The following is a 15,935-nucleotide window of genomic DNA, read 5'->3' on the forward strand; positions in this document are numbered from 1 at the left end:
CGTGTGCCGACCCCGTACCCTTGGGTTTTGTGTTCCGTAGCCGTGCCAAGACAGAGAAGACCCCCACCGACAAGGTGACGGCGGATCTCTCCCAGCAGCCCCGCGACCCGCAGGCTCCCAAGGGTCGCCCCACCCCCAAGCGCAGCGAGGCCCAGACGCAGCGCCGGCGTGCCGCGTCCAGCGCTCCGGCCGACCGCAAGTCGGCCGTGAAGCGCCAGCGCGAAGCGCGCCGGGCCGACCTGGCCCGGCAGCGTGAGGCGCTCGCCTCGGGCGACGAGCGGTACCTCCCGGTCCGCGACAAGGGCCCGGTGCGGCGCTTCGTCCGCGACTTCGTGGACTCGCGCTTCTGCATCGCGGAGTACTTCCTGCCGCTCGCCGTGGTCATCCTGATCCTCAGCGTGATCCAGGTGCAGAACATCCAGACCATCTCGCTGATGCTCTGGATGGCCGTGATCATCCTGATCGTGATCGACTCGATCGGTCTGTCGATCCGGCTGAAGAAGCAGCTGCGGGAGCGCTTCCCGGACACGCCCAAGCGCGGTGCCGTCGCCTACGGCCTGATGCGCACGCTCCAGATGCGTCGTCTGCGGCTCCCGAAGCCGCAGGTCAAGCGCGGAGAGCGGCCCTGAGCACGGAAACCTCCGGCTCCACCGGGGTCCGTCCGGTGAGCCCCGACGGTGTGCGTGGAGCCGTGGGCGTACGGGACACCGTCCGCCAGGAGCTCGTGGCCCGGCAGCTGGACGAGCAGATAGCCGGGCGGTTCCCGGTCGGACAGCGGCTGCGCGTGCTGGACGTCGGCATGGGCCGGGGCGTCCAGGCGCTGCGGCTCGCGCGGGCCGGTCACTCGGTGACCGGTCTGGAGGCCGACGCCGAGCTGCTGCGGGCGGCCCGCGAGGAGCTGGGGGGCGAACCGGAGGGGATCCGGGAGCGGGTCCGGCTGATTGAGGGGGACGGCCGGGAGACCGGTGTGCACTTCCTGCCGGGCAGCTTCGACCTGGTGCTCTGCCACGGCGTCCTGATGTACGTCGAGGAGCCCGACCCGATGCTGGCCGGGCTGGCCCGGATGCTGGCGCCGGGCGGCCTGCTCTCGCTGCTCGTGCGGAACGCGGACGCGCTCGCGATGCGCCCCGGCCTCACCGGCGACTTCGGTGCGGCGCTGGCGGCCTTCGACTCGGCGACGTACACGAACGACCTCGGCCTCACCGTGCGGGCCGACCGGCTCGACGCGCTGCGGGCCACCCTGGCCGGGATCGCCGCGCCGCTGCACGCCTGGTACGGCGTGCGGGTCTTCACGGACAACGTGGCCGACGGGACCGAGCTGCCGGCCGGAGAGCTGGAGCGGGTGCTGACCCTGGAGGACCGGGCCGGGCGGACCGACCCGTACCGGGGTGTCGCGGCGCTGCTGCATCTGTGCGGAGTGCGCGGCTAGGAAACCGTACGGGCCTCGTTCGGCCCATCAGCACAGGCACCCGAAAGGGTGGGTCCACCAGACTCCGGATATGGACGCATCCTCCTCCCGCCGCTCCGCACGCCGTCTGCCGCTGTCCCTGTCCGCAGGTGTCTGTGCGATCGCCCTGGCGGCGACGGCCGGCTGTTCCGGCGGGTCCCCGGCAGCCGCTCCCGCCCCGCAGGCCAGCCCTTCCGGTACGGCCCAGGGCTCGGCGGCCCGCGCCACCAACGACCTGGAGAGCGCCTACCAGGACGTCATCAACGACGTCCTGCCGTCGGTCGTCCAGATCGACGCGTCGGACAGTCTCGGTTCCGGGATCGTCTACGACGGCAAGGGCCATATCGTCACCAACGCCCATGTGATCGGTGACGAGAAGAAGTTCAAGGTCACCGCCGCCACCGGCGAGGCGGTGCTGAACGCCTCGCTGGTCTCCTCCTATCCGGAGCAGGACCTGGCGGTCATCAAGCTGGACGAGGTCCCCGACGGCCTGAAGCCCGCGAAGTTCGGTGACGCGGAGAAGGTCGAGGTGGGGCAGATCGTGATGGCGATGGGCTCGCCGCTCGGCCTCTCCAGCAGCGTCACCCAGGGCATCGTCTCGGCGCTCGGCCGGACGGTGAGCGAGAGCCGGGCGGGCGGCGGGACGGGCGCGACGATCGCCGACATGGTGCAGACCTCCGCCGCGATCAACCCGGGCAACAGCGGCGGGGCGCTGGTCAACCTGGACAGTGAGGTGATCGGCATCCCGACCCTCGCGGCGACCGACCCGCAGATGGGCGACAGCGCGGCACCGGGCATCGGCTTCGCGATCCCCGTCTCGATGGTGCGGACGGTCGCGGACCAGATCGTCAAGGACGGCCGGGTCACCGATTCGGGCCGGGCGGCGCTGGAGATCACCGGCCGTACGGTCGTCGACGACTCCTACCGGCCGGCCGGAGTGGCGCTGGTGAGCGTGGAGCGGGGCGGGGCTGCGGACGAGGCGGGGCTGCGGGCCGGGGACATCGTCACGAAGATCGGCGGCACGGCCGTCACCACCATCACCTCGCTCTCCGAGGCCCTGGCGGGCGACAAGCCGGGCGAGAAGGTGACCGTGACGTACACGCGGGACGACGACAGCAGGACGGCGGAGGTCACGCTCGGGGAGATCTGAGACCCGCAGGGGAGAGGGCGGTACGGGATCTCCCGTACCGCCCTCTCCTGTGGCCCTCCGGCCGCTCCTACGGCCCTCCGGCTGTGGTTCTCAGGCGCCGTCGGCCTGCAGACTCATCGGGCCGTAGATCTTGGTCGAGTCCTCGAAGAGCGTCACCTGAGCGGCGCCGCCCTCCAGGAGCTCTTTCCAGTACTCACCGATCCAGGACTCCGCGTCGCCCTGGGTGGTGAACTCCTCCGGCTGCAGCGCCGGCTCCGTCTCCGTACCGTCGGACTTCTCGAACCGCCACGTCCACGCCATGTGCGCCTCCTGGGTCACGTTGCCGACCGACTCCTGGGCCCGTCGCCGCTCCTGGGTCGGTTCCCGAAGCCTAGCCGGGCGCGCACCTGGCGTGGGGACACGGGAGGATCAAGGTGTGGAACTGACTCTGCTCGGCACCGGAGCCCCCGACGGGCTGCCGCGCCCCTCCTGCCCCTGTGCGGCCTGTGCGCGTGCCCGTGGCCCGTGGGCGCGTGCCGCGACCGCGCTGCTGGTCGACGACGCACTGCTGCTGGACCTGACCCCGGGGGCCGTGTTCGCGGCCGCCCGCGCGGGGCGCTCGCTGGGCGCGGTGCGCCAGGTGCTGCTGACCCATCCGCACGACGGGCCCGCCGTCGAACTGCCGCCCTCGCTGCCGCCTGCCGGACGGGTGCCGGACGGCCAGGTGCTGACGCTGATCAGCGGGCACCGGGTGCGGGCGGTGCCGATGGACGCGCCGGGGACGGGTTACGAGGTGGGCTCACCGGACGGCGAGCGGCTGCTGTACCTGCCGCCGGGGGCCGCGCCCGCCGGTCTCGACGGGCGGGCCGAGCACCCGTACGACCTGGTCCTCTGCGATGTCGTCGGGCGGCCCGACGCGGTGGCGCGGCTGCGGTCGGCCGGCGCGGTCGGCCCGGCCACCGAGGTGGTCGCGGTCCACCTGGACCACGACGCGCCGCCGGGCCCGGCCCTGGACCGGCTGCTGGCGGCGGCCGGGGCGCGGGCGGTGCCGGACGGGACGACGCTGGTGGTGGGTGAGTATCCGGTGGTGCCGGACGTGCCGCGCCGGGTGCTGGTGACGGGCGGCGCGCGGTCGGGGAAGTCGCTGGAGGCGGAGCGGCGTCTGGAGACGTTCCCGGAGGTGGTGTACGTGGCGACCGGCGGGCGGCGCGAAGGGGACCCGGAGTGGGCGGCGCGGGTGGCGCTGCACCGGGAGCGCAGGCCGGGCGCGTGGCGGACCGAGGAGACGTGCGAGGTGGCGGAGCTGCTCGGAGCGAAGGGGCCGCCGCTGCTGGTGGACTGCCTGTCGCTGTGGCTGACGGACGCGATGGACCGGGTGGACGCCTGGGAGGACGCGCGGTGGCGGGAGGGCGGCCAGGAGGCGCTGCGGGCACGGGTGGCGGAGCTGGTGGCCGCGGTGCGCGGGGCCCGGCGTCAGGTGGTGCTGGTGACGAACGAGGTGGGTGCGGGGGTGGTGCCGGCGACTGCGGCGGGACGGCGGTTCCGGGACGAGCTGGGACGGCTGAACGCGGCGGTGGCGGCGGAGTGCGAGGAGGTGCTGCTGGTGGTGGCGGGGCAGGCGGTGGTGTTGCGGGGGTGAGGGGGCGTCAGTACGCGGGGCATCGGCTCCTCCAGGCCGACCGGTACTGTTCCCGGCAGGGGCCCGCCGGGTACCCGGACCGGAAACCGACGTGACGACCCGCGAGGCAGACCTCCGTGAACCTGGACGACTTCTCCGACCTGATCGAACGCCCCGACGGGGGCGTGCGGCGCGACGCCGAGGAACGGCGGGAGCGGCTGATCGTCCCGCCGGGCGCCCTGGGCCGGCTCGACGAGCTCGGCGAGTGGCTGAGCGCCGCGCAGCAGTCCGTACCGGTCAAGGCCGTGTCGCAGCCGCGCGTGGTGCTCTTCGCCGGTGACCACGGGGTGGCGGAGCTGGGCGTCTCCGGGCGGGCGGCGGGCACCACGCATGAGCTGGTGCGGGCGGCCCTGGACGGCGCGAGCCCGGTGGCGGTGCTGGCCCGGCGGTTCTCCGTACCGCTGCGGATCGTGGACGCCGGCATCGACTGCGACCCGGAGCTGCTGCCCGAGTCCGTCGTCCGGCACCGGGTGCGGCGCGGGTCGGGCCGCATCGACATCGAGGACGCGCTGAGTGCCGAGGAGGCCGAGCGGGCCGTCCGCCTGGGCATGGCGATCGCCGACGAGGAGGCCGACTCCGGCACCGATCTGGTGGTGCTCGGCGACCTGAGCGTCGGCGGGACCACGGCCGCCGCCACGCTGGTCGCCGCGCTCTGCGGCACCGACGCCTCGGTGGTGACCGGGCGCGGTGGTGCGGGGATCGACGATCTCGCTTGGATGCGCAAGTGCGCCGCGATCCGGGACGCGTTGCGCCGGGCCCGGCCGGTGCTCGGTGACCAGCTGGAGCTGCTGGCCACGGTGGGCGGGGCGGATCTGGCCGCGATGACGGGGTTCCTGCTCCAGTCGGCGGTGCGGCGGATGCCGGTGATCCTGGACGGGGTCGTCGCGTCGGCCTGTGCGCTGGTGGCGCAGCGGGCGGCGTTCCGGGCGCCGGACTGGTGGCTGGCCGGGCAGGTCAGCGGGGAGCCCGCGCAGGCGAAGGCGCTGGACCGGATGGCGCTGACGCCGCTGCTGGACCACGGGGTGACGGTGGGCGAGGGTACGGGTGCGCTGCTGGCCCTGCCGCTGGTGCAGGCCGCGGCCGCGTTCGCCGCCGAGCTGCCGGAGCGTACGCCGGAGAAGGGCGAGGAGGGGGACGCCGGGCCTTCCGGGAGCGGGGAGTACGACGTACAGGCTCTCGACGCGACCTGAGCGACCGGGGGCGGTGCAGGTCAGGTCCTGTGAGCGACTTTCACCGCCCCCATGTCCGTAATGCGCCATATGATCCACTCCTATGGGAGAGGTTCGATCGGCCGAAGAGGCAGCCCGGCGCAGTACCGTCCGGTCCCGGCGGAGCGCGGCGTTCGCCATCTGGTACCTGCGCGTCGTCTCGTTCATCAATTTCCTGAGCGCCGTCTGGGTCACCCTCGGCCAGGACCTGCGCCGCCACAACACCGAGAACTACTTCACGCCGTACCTGCTCACCGCCGGGTTCTCCTCCGGCGTGATCGCGCTCTTCCTGGCGGTCACGATGCGCCGCCGCAAGCGGGCCGCCTGGATCGTGAACATGGTCCTCGGCGGGCTCGTCCTCCTGGCGCTGGTCCTCGCGTTCTTCTTCGCGGAGATCCGGCAGCACGCCCAGAACTGGATCTCGCTGGCGCTGACGGCCGCCTTCGTCGTGGCGCTGGTGCTGGGGCGGCGGGAGTTCTACGCCAAGGGCGACCGCTCCAACCCGAAGCTGGCGGCCCTGGTCGCCGTGGTGGGGCTGCTGGTCACCTCACTGATCGCGACAGCCCTGGTCACGGTCACCAACACCGCACACGACGACTACCGCTCCACCTTCCTCGACCGCTGGCGCTACGGCGCGCTGCGGCTGGTCTCCGTGGCCGCCGACGACTCGCGCTTCCCCGGGATCACCACCCCCGGCTGGGTCAACGTCGTCATCAACGTCCTCTCGACGCTGCTCCTGATCGCCGTCGTCTACGCCGCGTTCCGCTCCCGCCGCGCCGTCGACCCGCTCACCGCCGAGGACGAGGCGAAGCTGCGCGCGCTGCTGGACCAGCACGGCGACCGGGACTCGCTCGGGTATTTCTCGCTGCGCCGGGAGAAGAGCGCCGTCTGGTCGCCGACCGGCAAGGCCGCCGTGGTCCACCGGGTCGTCGGCGGCGTCTCGCTGGCCTCCGGCGACCCGATCGGCGACCCGGAGGCCTGGCCCGGCGCGATCGAACCGTGGCTCGCCGAGGCCCGCGAGCACGGCTGGATCCCGGCCGTGATGGGCGCGAGCGAGGAGGCCGGCACGGTCTACGCCCGGCACGGGATGGACGCGCTGGAGCTGGGTGACGAGGCGATCGTGGAGACGGCGGAGTTCACGCTCGACGGACGGGCGATGCGCGGCGTGCGCCAGGCCTACAACCGGGTCAAGCGCGCCGGTTACGAGGTCACCATCCGGCGCCACGCGGACATCCCGGAGGCCGAGATGGCCGAGCTGGTCCGGCGCGCGGACGCGTGGCGCGACGGCGAGACCGAGCGCGGCTTCTCCATGGCGCTCGGCCGCCTCGGCGACCCGGCGGACGGGCAGTGCGTGATGCTGGAGTGCCGGAACGCGAGTGAGGACGGCGGCGGGAGCGGCGAACTCCGCGCGCTCCTCAGCTTCGTCCCCTGGGGCCCGCACGGCCTCTCGCTGGACCTGATGCGCCGCGACCGCGAGGCGGAGAACGGCCTCATGGAGTTCATGGTGATCCAGCTCCTCCAACGCTCCGGCGAGATCGGGATCACGCAGGTCTCGCTCAACTTCGCCATGTTCCGGTCCGTCTTCGAGAGGGGATCGCGGCTCGGCGCGGGACCGGTGCTGAGGCTGTGGCGTGCGCTGCTGAGCTTCTTCTCGCGCTGGTGGCAGATCGAGTCGCTCTACCGGGCCAACGCCAAGTACCGACCGATCTGGGAGCCGCGTTTCATGCTGTTCGAGAAGAGCGCCGACCTGGCGCGCATCTCCATCGCGGCGGGCCGCGCCGAAGGGTTCCTGGAAGCGCCGGGGCTGCCGAAGTGGCTGCACCGCGCGCGTCTCGGCGCGCATAGATGAGCCGCTTCCCGGCGCTGCGCCGGGCCGCGCTGCGCGAGTGGGGCCCGCTCGTCACCACCGTACGGACGGGGCTGCACGACCACGGAGTGCGGGCGCTCGCGCTGACGTTGACGGCGGTGGCGCTGACCGCGACCGTGCAGCTGATCCAGAACCAGCCGTGGGGCTACGGGCCGGTGCAGGAGCTGGGCGCGGTGCGGGCCGAGGACCCCCTCTGGCCGGCTCTCCTGCGTACACCCTTGTCGTTGTTCGTCCCCGCCCTCGACCTGCCGGTCTGGGGCGCGCTGGCGCAGATCCTGCTGGTGTTCGGCATCGCGGAGGTGTGCCTGGGGCGGTGGCGGACGCTCGCGATCGCGTACGTGGCCACGCTGGCCGGGACGCTGTACGCCCGGGTCGGCATCGCGCTCGGCCCGGACGCGTTCCTGGGGCTGCCGGCCTCGGACGCGCAGGTGGTGGACACCGGGCCGTCGGCCGCGGTGGTGGGGCTCGCGGTGTACGTCTGCCACGCCTACCGGGCCTGGTTCACCGGGGCGCTGGTGGTCCTCGCGATGGTGGTGGAGGTCCTGGTGAAGGACAACCTGGCGGGCCGGGAACATCTGGCCTCCATCGCCGCGGTCCTGGTGATCTGTGCCGTACGGGAGTGGCTCGGGCGGCGGCGGGAGGGCCCGGGTCAGGGCTTGCGGGCGGGCGGCAGCGGGACCCGGTCCGGGGTGCCGCCGATGAGGTCCTGAAACTTCCGGCGCGGCCCCACCCACCGCACATCGTGGTGGTAGGCGCGCAGCACCGCCTTGGAGCGGGCCCGATGGCGGTGGCGGTAGAACCGCTTGGCCCACGGCGAGGTGGGACGGGCGAGGCGGAGCGCGCCGACCAGCGCGACGAACGGGACGAGCGTGCCGAGCACCGCCATCCGGGTCTTGCCCTTGAACAGCGCGATCAGGACGAAGCAGAAGTTGACCGCGTACGAGGTGATGACGCCGAGCCTGCTCTGCTGCTCCTCGTCGGTCACGTCGTCCACGCCGAGCGGCGAGAACCCCGCCAGGACCAGCGCCACCAGTGAGGCGGTCAGCACGACCACCTCGACGCTCTGGCGGCCCTCCTCGGTCCAGTACACGTCGTCCAGATGCAGGATCAGCGCGAACTCGTCCAGCACCAGTCCGGCCCCGACCCCGAAGATCACCGCGCAGATCCCGGCGGCCACCCCGTGCCGTCCCGCCGCCACCGCGCCGAAGCCGCCGACCACCGTCAGCACGACGCCGGGCACCACGTGGTGGATGTGGATCCCGCCCGGCGTGATGTTGCGGAACGGGCCCTTCCCGGCGCGGATCATCCGCGTGATCGTGCGGGTGATCGCGAAGGTGAGGACGAAGGCGGCCAGCGCGAGGAGCAGCGGGAGCTTGCCCGGTTCGGCGATGTTGGTGTGCCACCAGTTACCCATGCCACCCGCTCCCGATACACCCAGTTCTGCGGCTTTTCTGACGTTCTGACCAATCTATCCGTGCGCGAGAGCGGCTAACCTGCCCGCGGTGACCTCCCTGAACAGCCACGGGCTGCGTTTCGCCTTCGGCACCCTCACCGTGCTGCCCGTCTCCGTGACCCGCTGGGACCGCGCGACCGCCCGGACCGGCATGCTCTGCGCCCCGCTCGCCGGGCTCGTCGTCGGGCTGCTCGCCGCGGCGCTCGGCGCGCTGTCGCTGCTGGCCGGGTCCGGTCCGCTGCTCGCGGCGGTCGCCTCCGTCGCGGTGCCGGCCGCACTGACCCGGGGGCTGCACCTGGACGGCCTCGCGGACACGGCGGACGGCCTCGGCAGCGGGAAACCGGCCGGGGACGCGCTGCGGATCATGAAGCAGTCGGACATTGGGCCGTTCGGTGTCATCACGTTGCTGCTGGTGCTGCTGGCGCAGGTCGCGGTGGTCTTCGAGCTGTACGGGCAGGGGTGGGCGCACGGGGCGCTCGGGGCCGTCGTGGCGGCCGTCGCGGCCCGGCTCGCGCTGACCCTGGCGTCCCGCCAGGGCGTCCCGGCGGCCCGGCCGGAGGGGCTCGGCGCGGTGGTGGCGGCGACGGTCCCGGTGGGGCGGGCGGTGCTGGTGGCGGCGGTGACGGTGGGTCTGTGCGCGGCGGCCGGTGCGGTGTTCGGGCCGTACGGGGCGCTGCACCACGCGCTCGCGGTGCTCGGGGCCCTGGCCGCCGCCGAACTCCTGCTGCGCCACTGCGTCACGCGGTTCGGCGGGGTGACCGGGGACGTGTTCGGCGGGGTGGCGGAGGCGGCGGCCACGGCGGCGCTGGTGGTGCTGGCGCTCGGCCCTTGACCCGGCCCTTGACTCGGCCCTTGAGCGGGGGCCGCCCTCCTTCACGTACGCCTGCGGGACGGGCCTGCGTACGGTCGGGAACGGCCCGCCGCCGCATCCCCCGGCGAACGACGCGCGTAGGCTCGATCCCGGCACATTGCGGAGGCGTCTACGATGCGCCGGGCACGGTCGGCCCACCCCTCGACCGAACTGGAACTCAACGGAAGCGAGATTTCACCACCGTGACTGCTCTCACTCTCAGCACTGCCGGTGCGGCGACGCTGCGCGCCGACGCACTCGTCGTCGGCGTCGCGAAGACCGCCAAGGGGCCGCTCCTGGCGCCGGGCGCCGAGGCCGTGGACAAGGCGTTCGACGGAAAGCTCGCCTCCGTTCTCGCGACCCTGGGGGCCGTGGGTGCCGAGGGCGAACTGACCAAGCTGCCCGCGCCGTCCGGCCTCAAGGTCCCGGTCGTCATCGCGGTCGGCCTCGGTCCGGTCCCGGACAAGGAGGACGCGTACGACGCGGAGGCGCTGCGCCGCGCCGCCGGCACCGCCGCCCGTGCGCTCTCCGGCTTCAAGAAGGCCGGCTTCGCGCTGCCCGCCGGCTCCGTCGAGGACGCCGCGGCCGTCGCCGAGGGCGCCCTGCTCGGCGCGTACGCCTTCACCGCCTACCAGGGCGGCGAGAACAAGCTCGCGCCCAAGGACGCCAAGTCCAAGGACAGCGGCCCGAAGCTCCCGCTCGCCGAGATCACCCTGGTCGGCACCAAGCCGCGCGACAAGGCGTACAAGGCGGCCGTCGAGCGCGCCCTCGCGCTGGCCGAGGAGATCAACCGCGCCCGCGACCTGATCAACACCCCGCCCAACGACCTCTACCCCGAGTCCTTCGCCGCCGTGGCCACCGCCGCCGGCAAGGAGCACGGCATCAAGGTCCAGGTGCTCGACGAGAAGGCTCTCGTCAAGGGCGGCTTCGGCGGCATCCTCGGCGTCGGCCAGGGCTCCGCGAACGGCCCGCGCCTGGTGAAGCTCGCCTACACCCACCCGAAGGCGGAGAAGACCCTGGCCCTCGTCGGCAAGGGCATCACCTACGACTCGGGCGGCATCTCGCTCAAGCCGGCCGGCCACAACGAGACGATGAAGTGCGACATGAGCGGTGCCGCCGCCGTGTTCGCCGCCGTCGTCACGGCCGCCCGCCTCGGCCTCAAGGTCAACGTGACCGGCTGGCTGGCGCTCGCCGAGAACATGCCGTCCGGCAACGCCACCCGCCCCGGTGACGTGCTGCGGATGTACAGCGGCAAGACCGTCGAGGTCCTCAACACCGACGCCGAGGGCCGGCTCGTCCTGGGTGACGCGCTGACCCGCGCCTCGGAGGAGAAGCCGGACGCGATCGTCGACGTGGCGACCCTGACCGGCGCGATGGTGCTGGCGCTCGGCAACCGCACCTTCGGGATCATGGCCAACGACGACGCCTTCCGTACGTCGATCCACGAGATCGCCGAGGAGGTCGGCGAGGCCTCCTGGCCGATGCCGCTCCCCGCCGACCTCCGCAAGGGCATGGACTCCCCGACCGCCGACATCGCCAACATGGGCGAGCGGATGGGCGGCGGCCTGGTGGCCGGCCTGTTCCTCAAGGAGTTCGTGGGCGAGGGCATCGCCTGGGCGCACCTGGACATCGCGGGCCCGGCCTTCCACGAAGGCGCTCCGTACGGCTACACGCCCAAGGGCGGCACCGGCTCCGCCGTCCGCACCCTGGTGCGGCTCGCCGAGCGGACCGCCGACGGCGACCTGGGCTGAGTGACCGATGCGTACGGCCCCGGGCATAGGTCCGGGGCCGTACGTGTTGTCCGGGCGGAACCGGTCAGAAGGAGACAGGGTTTCGCTCTCGACGAACAGCAGCGGAATCCGTAGGTATCTACGCAGCAGTAACCCTCCGGAACGGACGATCATCCGTCCCGGACCCGGGCCCCGCGTCCCGCCCGCCGTCGACAAGTGCGAAGATGGGTTCTCGGCAGGACAGGGCCCCCACCACAGGGCCGAAGACAAAAGCGGCCGAACACCAGCCGACCGGCCGGTCACACCCCAGCGACGGGGCCCGGCGTACGGCGCACATGCATGGAGGACGTGACGTGGCGAACGACGCCAGCACCGTTTTCGACCTAGTGATCCTCGGCGGTGGCAGTGGCGGGTACGCCGCGGCCCTGCGCGGAGCGCAGCTGGGCCTGGACGTCGCCCTGATCGAGAAGGGCAAGGTCGGCGGCACCTGCCTGCACAACGGCTGCATCCCCACGAAGGCGCTGCTGCACGCGGGCGAGATCGCGGACCAGGCCCGCGAGTCGGCCCAGTTCGGCGTGAAGGCCACCTTCGAGGGCATCGACATGGAGGCCGTCAACAAGTACAAGGACGATGTGATCTCGGGCCTGTACAAGGGTCTCCAGGGTCTCATCGCCTCGCGCAAGGTCCACTACATCGAGGGCGAGGGCAAGCTCTCCTCCCCCACCTCGGTGGATGTGAACGGCCAGCGCGTCCAGGGCCGCCACGTGCTGCTGGCGACCGGCTCCGTGCCGAAGTCGCTGCCGGGCCTGGAGATCGACGGCGACCGGATCATCTCCTCGGACCACGCGCTGAAGATGGACCGCGTCCCGAAGTCGGCGATCGTGCTGGGCGGCGGCGTCATCGGCGTCGAGTTCGCCTCGGCGTGGAAGTCCTTCGGCACCGAGGTCACCGTTGTCGAGGGCCTGAAGCACCTCGTCCCGGTCGAGGACGAGAACAGCTCGAAGCTTCTTGAGCGCGCGTTCCGCAAGCGCGGCATCAAGTTCAACCTCGGTACGTTCTTCGAGAAGGCCGAGTACACGCAGGACGGCGTCCGCGTCACCCTCGCCGACGGCAAGACCTTCGAGGCGGAGATCCTGCTCGTGGCCATCGGCCGCGGCCCGGTCTCGCAGGGCCTCGGCTACGAGGAGCAGGGCGTCGCGATGGACCGCGGCTATGTCCTGGTCGACGAGTACATGCAGACCAACGTCCCGACGGTCTCGGCCGTGGGCGACCTCGTCCCGACCCTCCAGCTCGCCCACGTCGGCTTCGCCGAGGGCATCCTGGTGGCGGAGCGGCTCGCCGGTCTGAAGACCGTCCCGATCGACTACGACGGTGTGCCCCGGGTGACGTACTGCCACCCCGAGGTCGCCTCCGTGGGTATCACCGAGGCCAAGGCCAAGGAGATCTACGGTGCGGACAAGGTCGTCGCCCTCAAGTACAACCTGGCGGGCAACGGCAAGAGCAAGATCCTGAAGACCGCGGGCGAGATCAAGCTCGTCCAGGTCAAGGACGGTGCCGTGGTCGGCGTCCACATGGTGGGCGACCGCATGGGCGAGCAGGTCGGCGAAGCCCAGCTGATCTACAACTGGGAGGCGCTGCCCGCCGAGGTCGCCCAGCTCATCCACGCCCACCCGACGCAGAACGAGGCGATGGGCGAGGCTCACCTGGCGCTGGCGGGCAAGCCCCTCCACGCCCACGACTGATCCCCCCGTTCCGGGCGCGACGACCGATCACTTCCGCATTTTCGTAAGGAGCAACTGAAACCATGTCGGTTTCCGTAACCCTTCCGGCGCTCGGCGAGAGCGTCACCGAAGGCACCGTCACCCGTTGGCTGAAGGCCGAGGGCGAGCGCGTCGAGGCCGACGAGCCGTTGCTCGAGGTCTCGACCGACAAGGTCGACACCGAGATCCCGGCCCCCGCGTCCGGTGTTCTGACCTCCATCAAGGTCGCCGAGGACGAGACCGTCGAGGTCGGCGCCGAGCTGGCCGTCATCGACGACGGCTCCGGCGCTCCGGCCGAGGACGAGGCTCCGGCTGAGGCCGAGTCCACCGAGCCGGCCGCCACCCCGGCCCCGGCCGCCGAAGAGGCGCCCACCGCCCCGTCGACCGAGACCGAGGCTCCGGCCGAGGCCCCGACCGCCGAGGCGGCCACCGGCGGTTCGTCCGCCGAGGGCACCGACGTCACCCTTCCGGCGCTCGGCGAGAGCGTCACCGAAGGCACCGTCACCCGCTGGCTGAAGGAGGTCGGCGAGGAGGTCGCGGAGGACGAGCCCCTCCTTGAGGTCTCCACGGACAAGGTCGACACCGAGATCCCCGCCCCGGTCGCCGGTGTGCTGCTGGAGATCGTGGTCGGCGAGGACGAGACCGCCGAGGTCGGCGCCAAGCTCGCCGTCATCGGTGCTCCGGGCGCCGCCCCGAAGCAGGAGGCCCCGAAGGCCGAGGCACCGAAGGCCGAGGCGCCGAAGCAGGAGGAGGCTCCGAAGCAGGAGGAGGCTCCGAAGCAGGAGGAGGCTCCGAAGGCCGAGGCCCCCAAGGCCGAGGCGCCGAAGCAGGAGGCTCCCAAGGCTGAGGCTCCGAAGCAGGAGGCCCCCGCGGCCCCCGCTCCCGCTCCGGCCGCCCCGGCGCAGCCCGCCCCCGCCGCCCCGGCACCGGCCGCCACCCCGGCCGCGCCCTCCGGTGACGACGGCGCCTACGTCACGCCGCTGGTCCGCAAGCTCGCGTCCGAGAACAACGTGGACCTGGGCTCGGTCAAGGGCACCGGCGTCGGTGGCCGTATCCGCAAGCAGGACGTCGTCGCCGCCGCGGAGGCCGCCAAGGCCGCCGCCGCTGCCCCGGCTGCCCCCGCTGCTCCGGCCGCCGCCAAGGCGCCGAAGCTGGAGGCCTCCCCGCTGCGCGGTCAGACGGTCAAGATGACCCGCATGCGCAAGGTCATCGGCGACAACATGATGAAGGCGCTGCACTCGCAGGCCCAGCTGACCTCGGTCGTCGAGGTCGACATCACGAAGCTGATGAAGCTGCGCAACCAGGCGAAGGCCGCGTTCGCCGCCCGTGAGGGCGTCAAGCTGTCCCCGATGCCGTTCTTCGTGAAGGCGGCGGCCCAGGCGCTGAAGGCCCACCCGGTCATCAACGCCCGGATCAACGAGGACGAGGGCACCATCACGTACTTCGACGCGGAGAACATCGGCATCGCCGTGGACGCGGAGAAGGGCCTGATGACCCCGGTCATCAAGGGTGCGGGCGACCTGAACCTCGCCGGCATCTCGAAGAAGACCGCCGAGCTGGCCGGCAAGGCCCGCGGTGGCGGCCTGACCCCGGACGACATGTCCGGTGCCACCTTCACCATCAGCAACACCGGTTCGCGCGGTGCGCTGTTCGACACCGTCATCGTGCCGCCGAACCAGGCAGCCATCCTGGGCATCGGCGCCACGGTCCGCCGCCCGGTGGTCATCGACCACCCGGACCTCGGCGAGACCATCGCGGTGCGCGACATGACGTACCTCGCGCTCTCCTACGACCACCGTCTGGTGGACGGCGCGGACGCCGCCCGCTACCTGACGTCGGTCAAGGCGATCCTGGAGGCCGGTGAGTTCGAGGTCGAGCTCGGCCTCTGAACGCTCCGGCTGTAACCAGCCTCACCAGCGGCGCCCCCGTCCGGAACTCTTCCGGACGGGGGCGCCGCCGTATTGTCTAAACAGCCCGGGAGGCCCACCGCCACCGTGATGATGTAGGCAGCACCGGTCTGCCCTGAAGGAGCACCACATGAGCCCGCCCGTCGTCCACTCGCTGCGCGAACAGATCCGCGAGCACATCGTGGAGGGGATCGTCAGCGGGCGCTGGAAGCCGGGCGAGCGGATCGTGGAGCGCCGGATCGCCACCGAGCTGGAGGTGAGCCAGACGCCCGTACGCGAGGCGCTGCGGGAGCTGGAGACGCTCCGGCTGATCGAGTCGGCCCCGAACAAGGGAGTCCGGGTCCGCAACCTCACCGCCGCCGACCTGGAGGAGAGCTACCCGGTACGGGCCGGCCTGGAGCAGATCGCCGCCGAGCTGGCGGCCCCGCTGCTCGGCCGGGACTGCTCGGCGCTGGAGCCGCATGTGGCCGCGCTGTACGAGGCGGACCGGCTGGCCGACGGCGAGGCCCAGGTCCGGCACACGGTCGGCTTCCACCGCGAGATGGTCCGGGCCGCCGGGAACGCGGTGCTGCTGCACACCTGGGAGGGGCTCGGCATCGAGGTGTTCACCGCCCTCTCCATCCGCTGGCTCGGCACGGTGCAGAAGTCGTACGCCGAGGAGCACCAGGCCCTCATCGACGCGTTCCTCGCCGGGGATCCGCAGATCGGCGCCTTGGTGAAGGCCCATGTGCTGGGCTGCGCACCACGCGCCTGACCCGACCGGCAGACTCCGATCATCTGGCGTGCGACCTGCTCTTCCGTGCAGGTCAGCGCCCTATTTGCGCGCTATTTCGCGTCACTCCGTGCCCCCTTTCGAGGCACCCCATGCCACTTTTCTTCGTATCGAGAAGTTTTGCCTTCAATCCT

At 72.2% G+C, this 15,935-nt stretch carries 14 protein-coding genes; 12 read left to right on the forward strand and 2 right to left on the reverse strand.

All coding sequences use genetic code 11. The annotated features are described in order from the left end of the window. The first annotated feature begins 29 nt into the window (after positions 1–29). The 3 genes from ACQP09_RS07350 (at position 30) to ACQP09_RS07360 (ending at position 2,597) form a co-directional block, all read left to right on the forward strand. Positions 30–629, forward strand: coding sequence for a DUF3043 domain-containing protein (locus ACQP09_RS07350; protein WP_404070372.1), 600 nt, complete (start codon positions 30–32; stop codon positions 627–629). Positions 630–724: 95 nt separating this feature from the next. Further along, the gene (locus tag ACQP09_RS07355) at positions 725–1,429 is read left to right on the forward strand and encodes a class I SAM-dependent methyltransferase (RefSeq protein WP_433406511.1); all 705 of its coding nucleotides are present in this window, start codon (positions 725–727) and stop codon (positions 1,427–1,429) included. Positions 1,430–1,499: 70 nt separating this feature from the next. Continuing rightward, on the forward strand, positions 1,500–2,597 hold the full coding sequence (locus tag ACQP09_RS07360; RefSeq protein ID WP_433396902.1) for a S1C family serine protease: 1,098 nt from the start codon (positions 1,500–1,502) through the stop codon (positions 2,595–2,597). A 90-nt stretch (positions 2,598–2,687) separates the two neighbouring features. On the opposite strand, the gene ACQP09_RS07365 is transcribed toward ACQP09_RS07360, so the two are convergent. Beyond that, positions 2,688–2,897, reverse strand: coding sequence for a hypothetical protein (locus ACQP09_RS07365; RefSeq protein WP_006123939.1), 210 nt, complete (start codon positions 2,895–2,897; stop codon positions 2,688–2,690). A gap of 115 nt (positions 2,898–3,012) precedes the next feature. Here ACQP09_RS07365 and ACQP09_RS07370 point away from each other — a divergent pair, with 115 nt between their 5' ends. The 4 genes from ACQP09_RS07370 (at position 3,013) to ACQP09_RS07385 (ending at position 8,039) form a co-directional block, all read left to right on the forward strand. Further along, the gene (locus tag ACQP09_RS07370; protein ID WP_433396904.1) at positions 3,013–4,215 is read left to right on the forward strand and encodes a bifunctional adenosylcobinamide kinase/adenosylcobinamide-phosphate guanylyltransferase; all 1,203 of its coding nucleotides are present in this window, start codon (positions 3,013–3,015) and stop codon (positions 4,213–4,215) included. A gap of 116 nt (positions 4,216–4,331) precedes the next feature. Continuing rightward, positions 4,332–5,444: a nicotinate-nucleotide--dimethylbenzimidazole phosphoribosyltransferase gene (gene cobT / locus ACQP09_RS07375; protein ID WP_433396906.1), complete on the forward strand. Its 1,113-nt coding sequence runs from the start codon at positions 4,332–4,334 to the stop codon at positions 5,442–5,444. A gap of 82 nt (positions 5,445–5,526) precedes the next feature. Then, a complete protein-coding gene (locus tag ACQP09_RS07380; protein ID WP_433396908.1) occupies positions 5,527–7,311 on the forward strand; it encodes a phosphatidylglycerol lysyltransferase domain-containing protein in 1,785 nt (594 codons plus the stop codon). Then, positions 7,308–8,039, forward strand: a complete 732-nt coding sequence (locus tag ACQP09_RS07385) for a hypothetical protein (RefSeq protein ID WP_433396910.1) — start codon at positions 7,308–7,310, stop codon at positions 8,037–8,039. The genes ACQP09_RS07380 and ACQP09_RS07385 overlap by 4 nt, the downstream gene beginning before the upstream one ends. On the opposite strand, the gene ACQP09_RS07390 is transcribed toward ACQP09_RS07385, so the two are convergent. Then, positions 7,979–8,743 (reverse strand): hypothetical protein, encoded by a 765-nt coding sequence (locus ACQP09_RS07390; protein WP_433396912.1) that lies wholly within the window; start codon positions 8,741–8,743, stop codon positions 7,979–7,981. The two genes, ACQP09_RS07385 and ACQP09_RS07390, sit on opposite strands and share 61 nt — an antisense overlap. An 88-nt stretch (positions 8,744–8,831) precedes the next feature. Here ACQP09_RS07390 and ACQP09_RS07395 point away from each other — a divergent pair, with 88 nt between their 5' ends. The 5 genes from ACQP09_RS07395 (at position 8,832) to ACQP09_RS07415 (ending at position 15,783) form a co-directional block, all read left to right on the forward strand. After that, on the forward strand, positions 8,832–9,614 hold the full coding sequence (locus tag ACQP09_RS07395; RefSeq protein WP_433396914.1) for an adenosylcobinamide-GDP ribazoletransferase: 783 nt from the start codon (positions 8,832–8,834) through the stop codon (positions 9,612–9,614). A gap of 221 nt (positions 9,615–9,835) precedes the next feature. After that, complete coding sequence (locus ACQP09_RS07400; RefSeq protein ID WP_433396916.1) at positions 9,836–11,383, forward strand: leucyl aminopeptidase; 1,548 nt, start codon at positions 9,836–9,838, stop codon at positions 11,381–11,383. A 332-nt stretch (positions 11,384–11,715) separates the two neighbouring features. Beyond that, positions 11,716–13,104 carry a dihydrolipoyl dehydrogenase gene (lpdA, locus tag ACQP09_RS07405; RefSeq protein WP_432148214.1) on the forward strand — a complete coding sequence of 463 codons (1,389 nt, stop codon included), beginning with the start codon at positions 11,716–11,718 and terminating at the stop codon, positions 13,102–13,104. 62 nt (positions 13,105–13,166) lie between these two features. Beyond that, entirely contained in the window at positions 13,167–15,011 is a 1,845-nt protein-coding gene (gene sucB / locus ACQP09_RS07410) for a 2-oxoglutarate dehydrogenase, E2 component, dihydrolipoamide succinyltransferase (RefSeq protein ID WP_433396918.1), read from the forward strand. A gap of 148 nt (positions 15,012–15,159) precedes the next feature. After that, a complete protein-coding gene (locus ACQP09_RS07415) occupies positions 15,160–15,783 on the forward strand; it encodes a GntR family transcriptional regulator (protein WP_433396920.1) in 624 nt (207 codons plus the stop codon). Positions 15,784–15,935 lie beyond the last annotated feature (152 nt).

It is taken from the genome of Streptomyces sp. CA-146814, assembly GCF_050942385.1.
Taxonomy (GTDB): domain Bacteria; phylum Actinomycetota; class Actinomycetes; order Streptomycetales; family Streptomycetaceae; genus Streptomyces.

Excerpts from the sequence above, each read along its gene's own strand:
- sucB (WP_433396918.1), top strand. The coding sequence starts at position 13,167 with ATGTCGGTTTCCGTAACCCTTCCGGCGCTCGGCGAGAGCGTCACCGAA.
- ACQP09_RS07385 (WP_433396910.1), top strand. The coding sequence starts at position 7,308 with ATGAGCCGCTTCCCGGCGCTGCGCCGGGCCGCGCTGCGCGAGTGGGGC.
- ACQP09_RS07390 (WP_433396912.1), bottom strand. The coding sequence starts at position 8,743 with ATGGGTAACTGGTGGCACACCAACATCGCCGAACCGGGCAAGCTCCCG.
- ACQP09_RS07365 (WP_006123939.1), bottom strand. The coding sequence starts at position 2,897 with ATGGCGTGGACGTGGCGGTTCGAGAAGTCCGACGGTACGGAGACGGAG.
- ACQP09_RS07415 (WP_433396920.1), top strand. The coding sequence starts at position 15,160 with ATGAGCCCGCCCGTCGTCCACTCGCTGCGCGAACAGATCCGCGAGCAC.
- ACQP09_RS07380 (WP_433396908.1), top strand. The coding sequence starts at position 5,527 with ATGGGAGAGGTTCGATCGGCCGAAGAGGCAGCCCGGCGCAGTACCGTC.
- ACQP09_RS07360 (WP_433396902.1), top strand. The coding sequence starts at position 1,500 with ATGGACGCATCCTCCTCCCGCCGCTCCGCACGCCGTCTGCCGCTGTCC.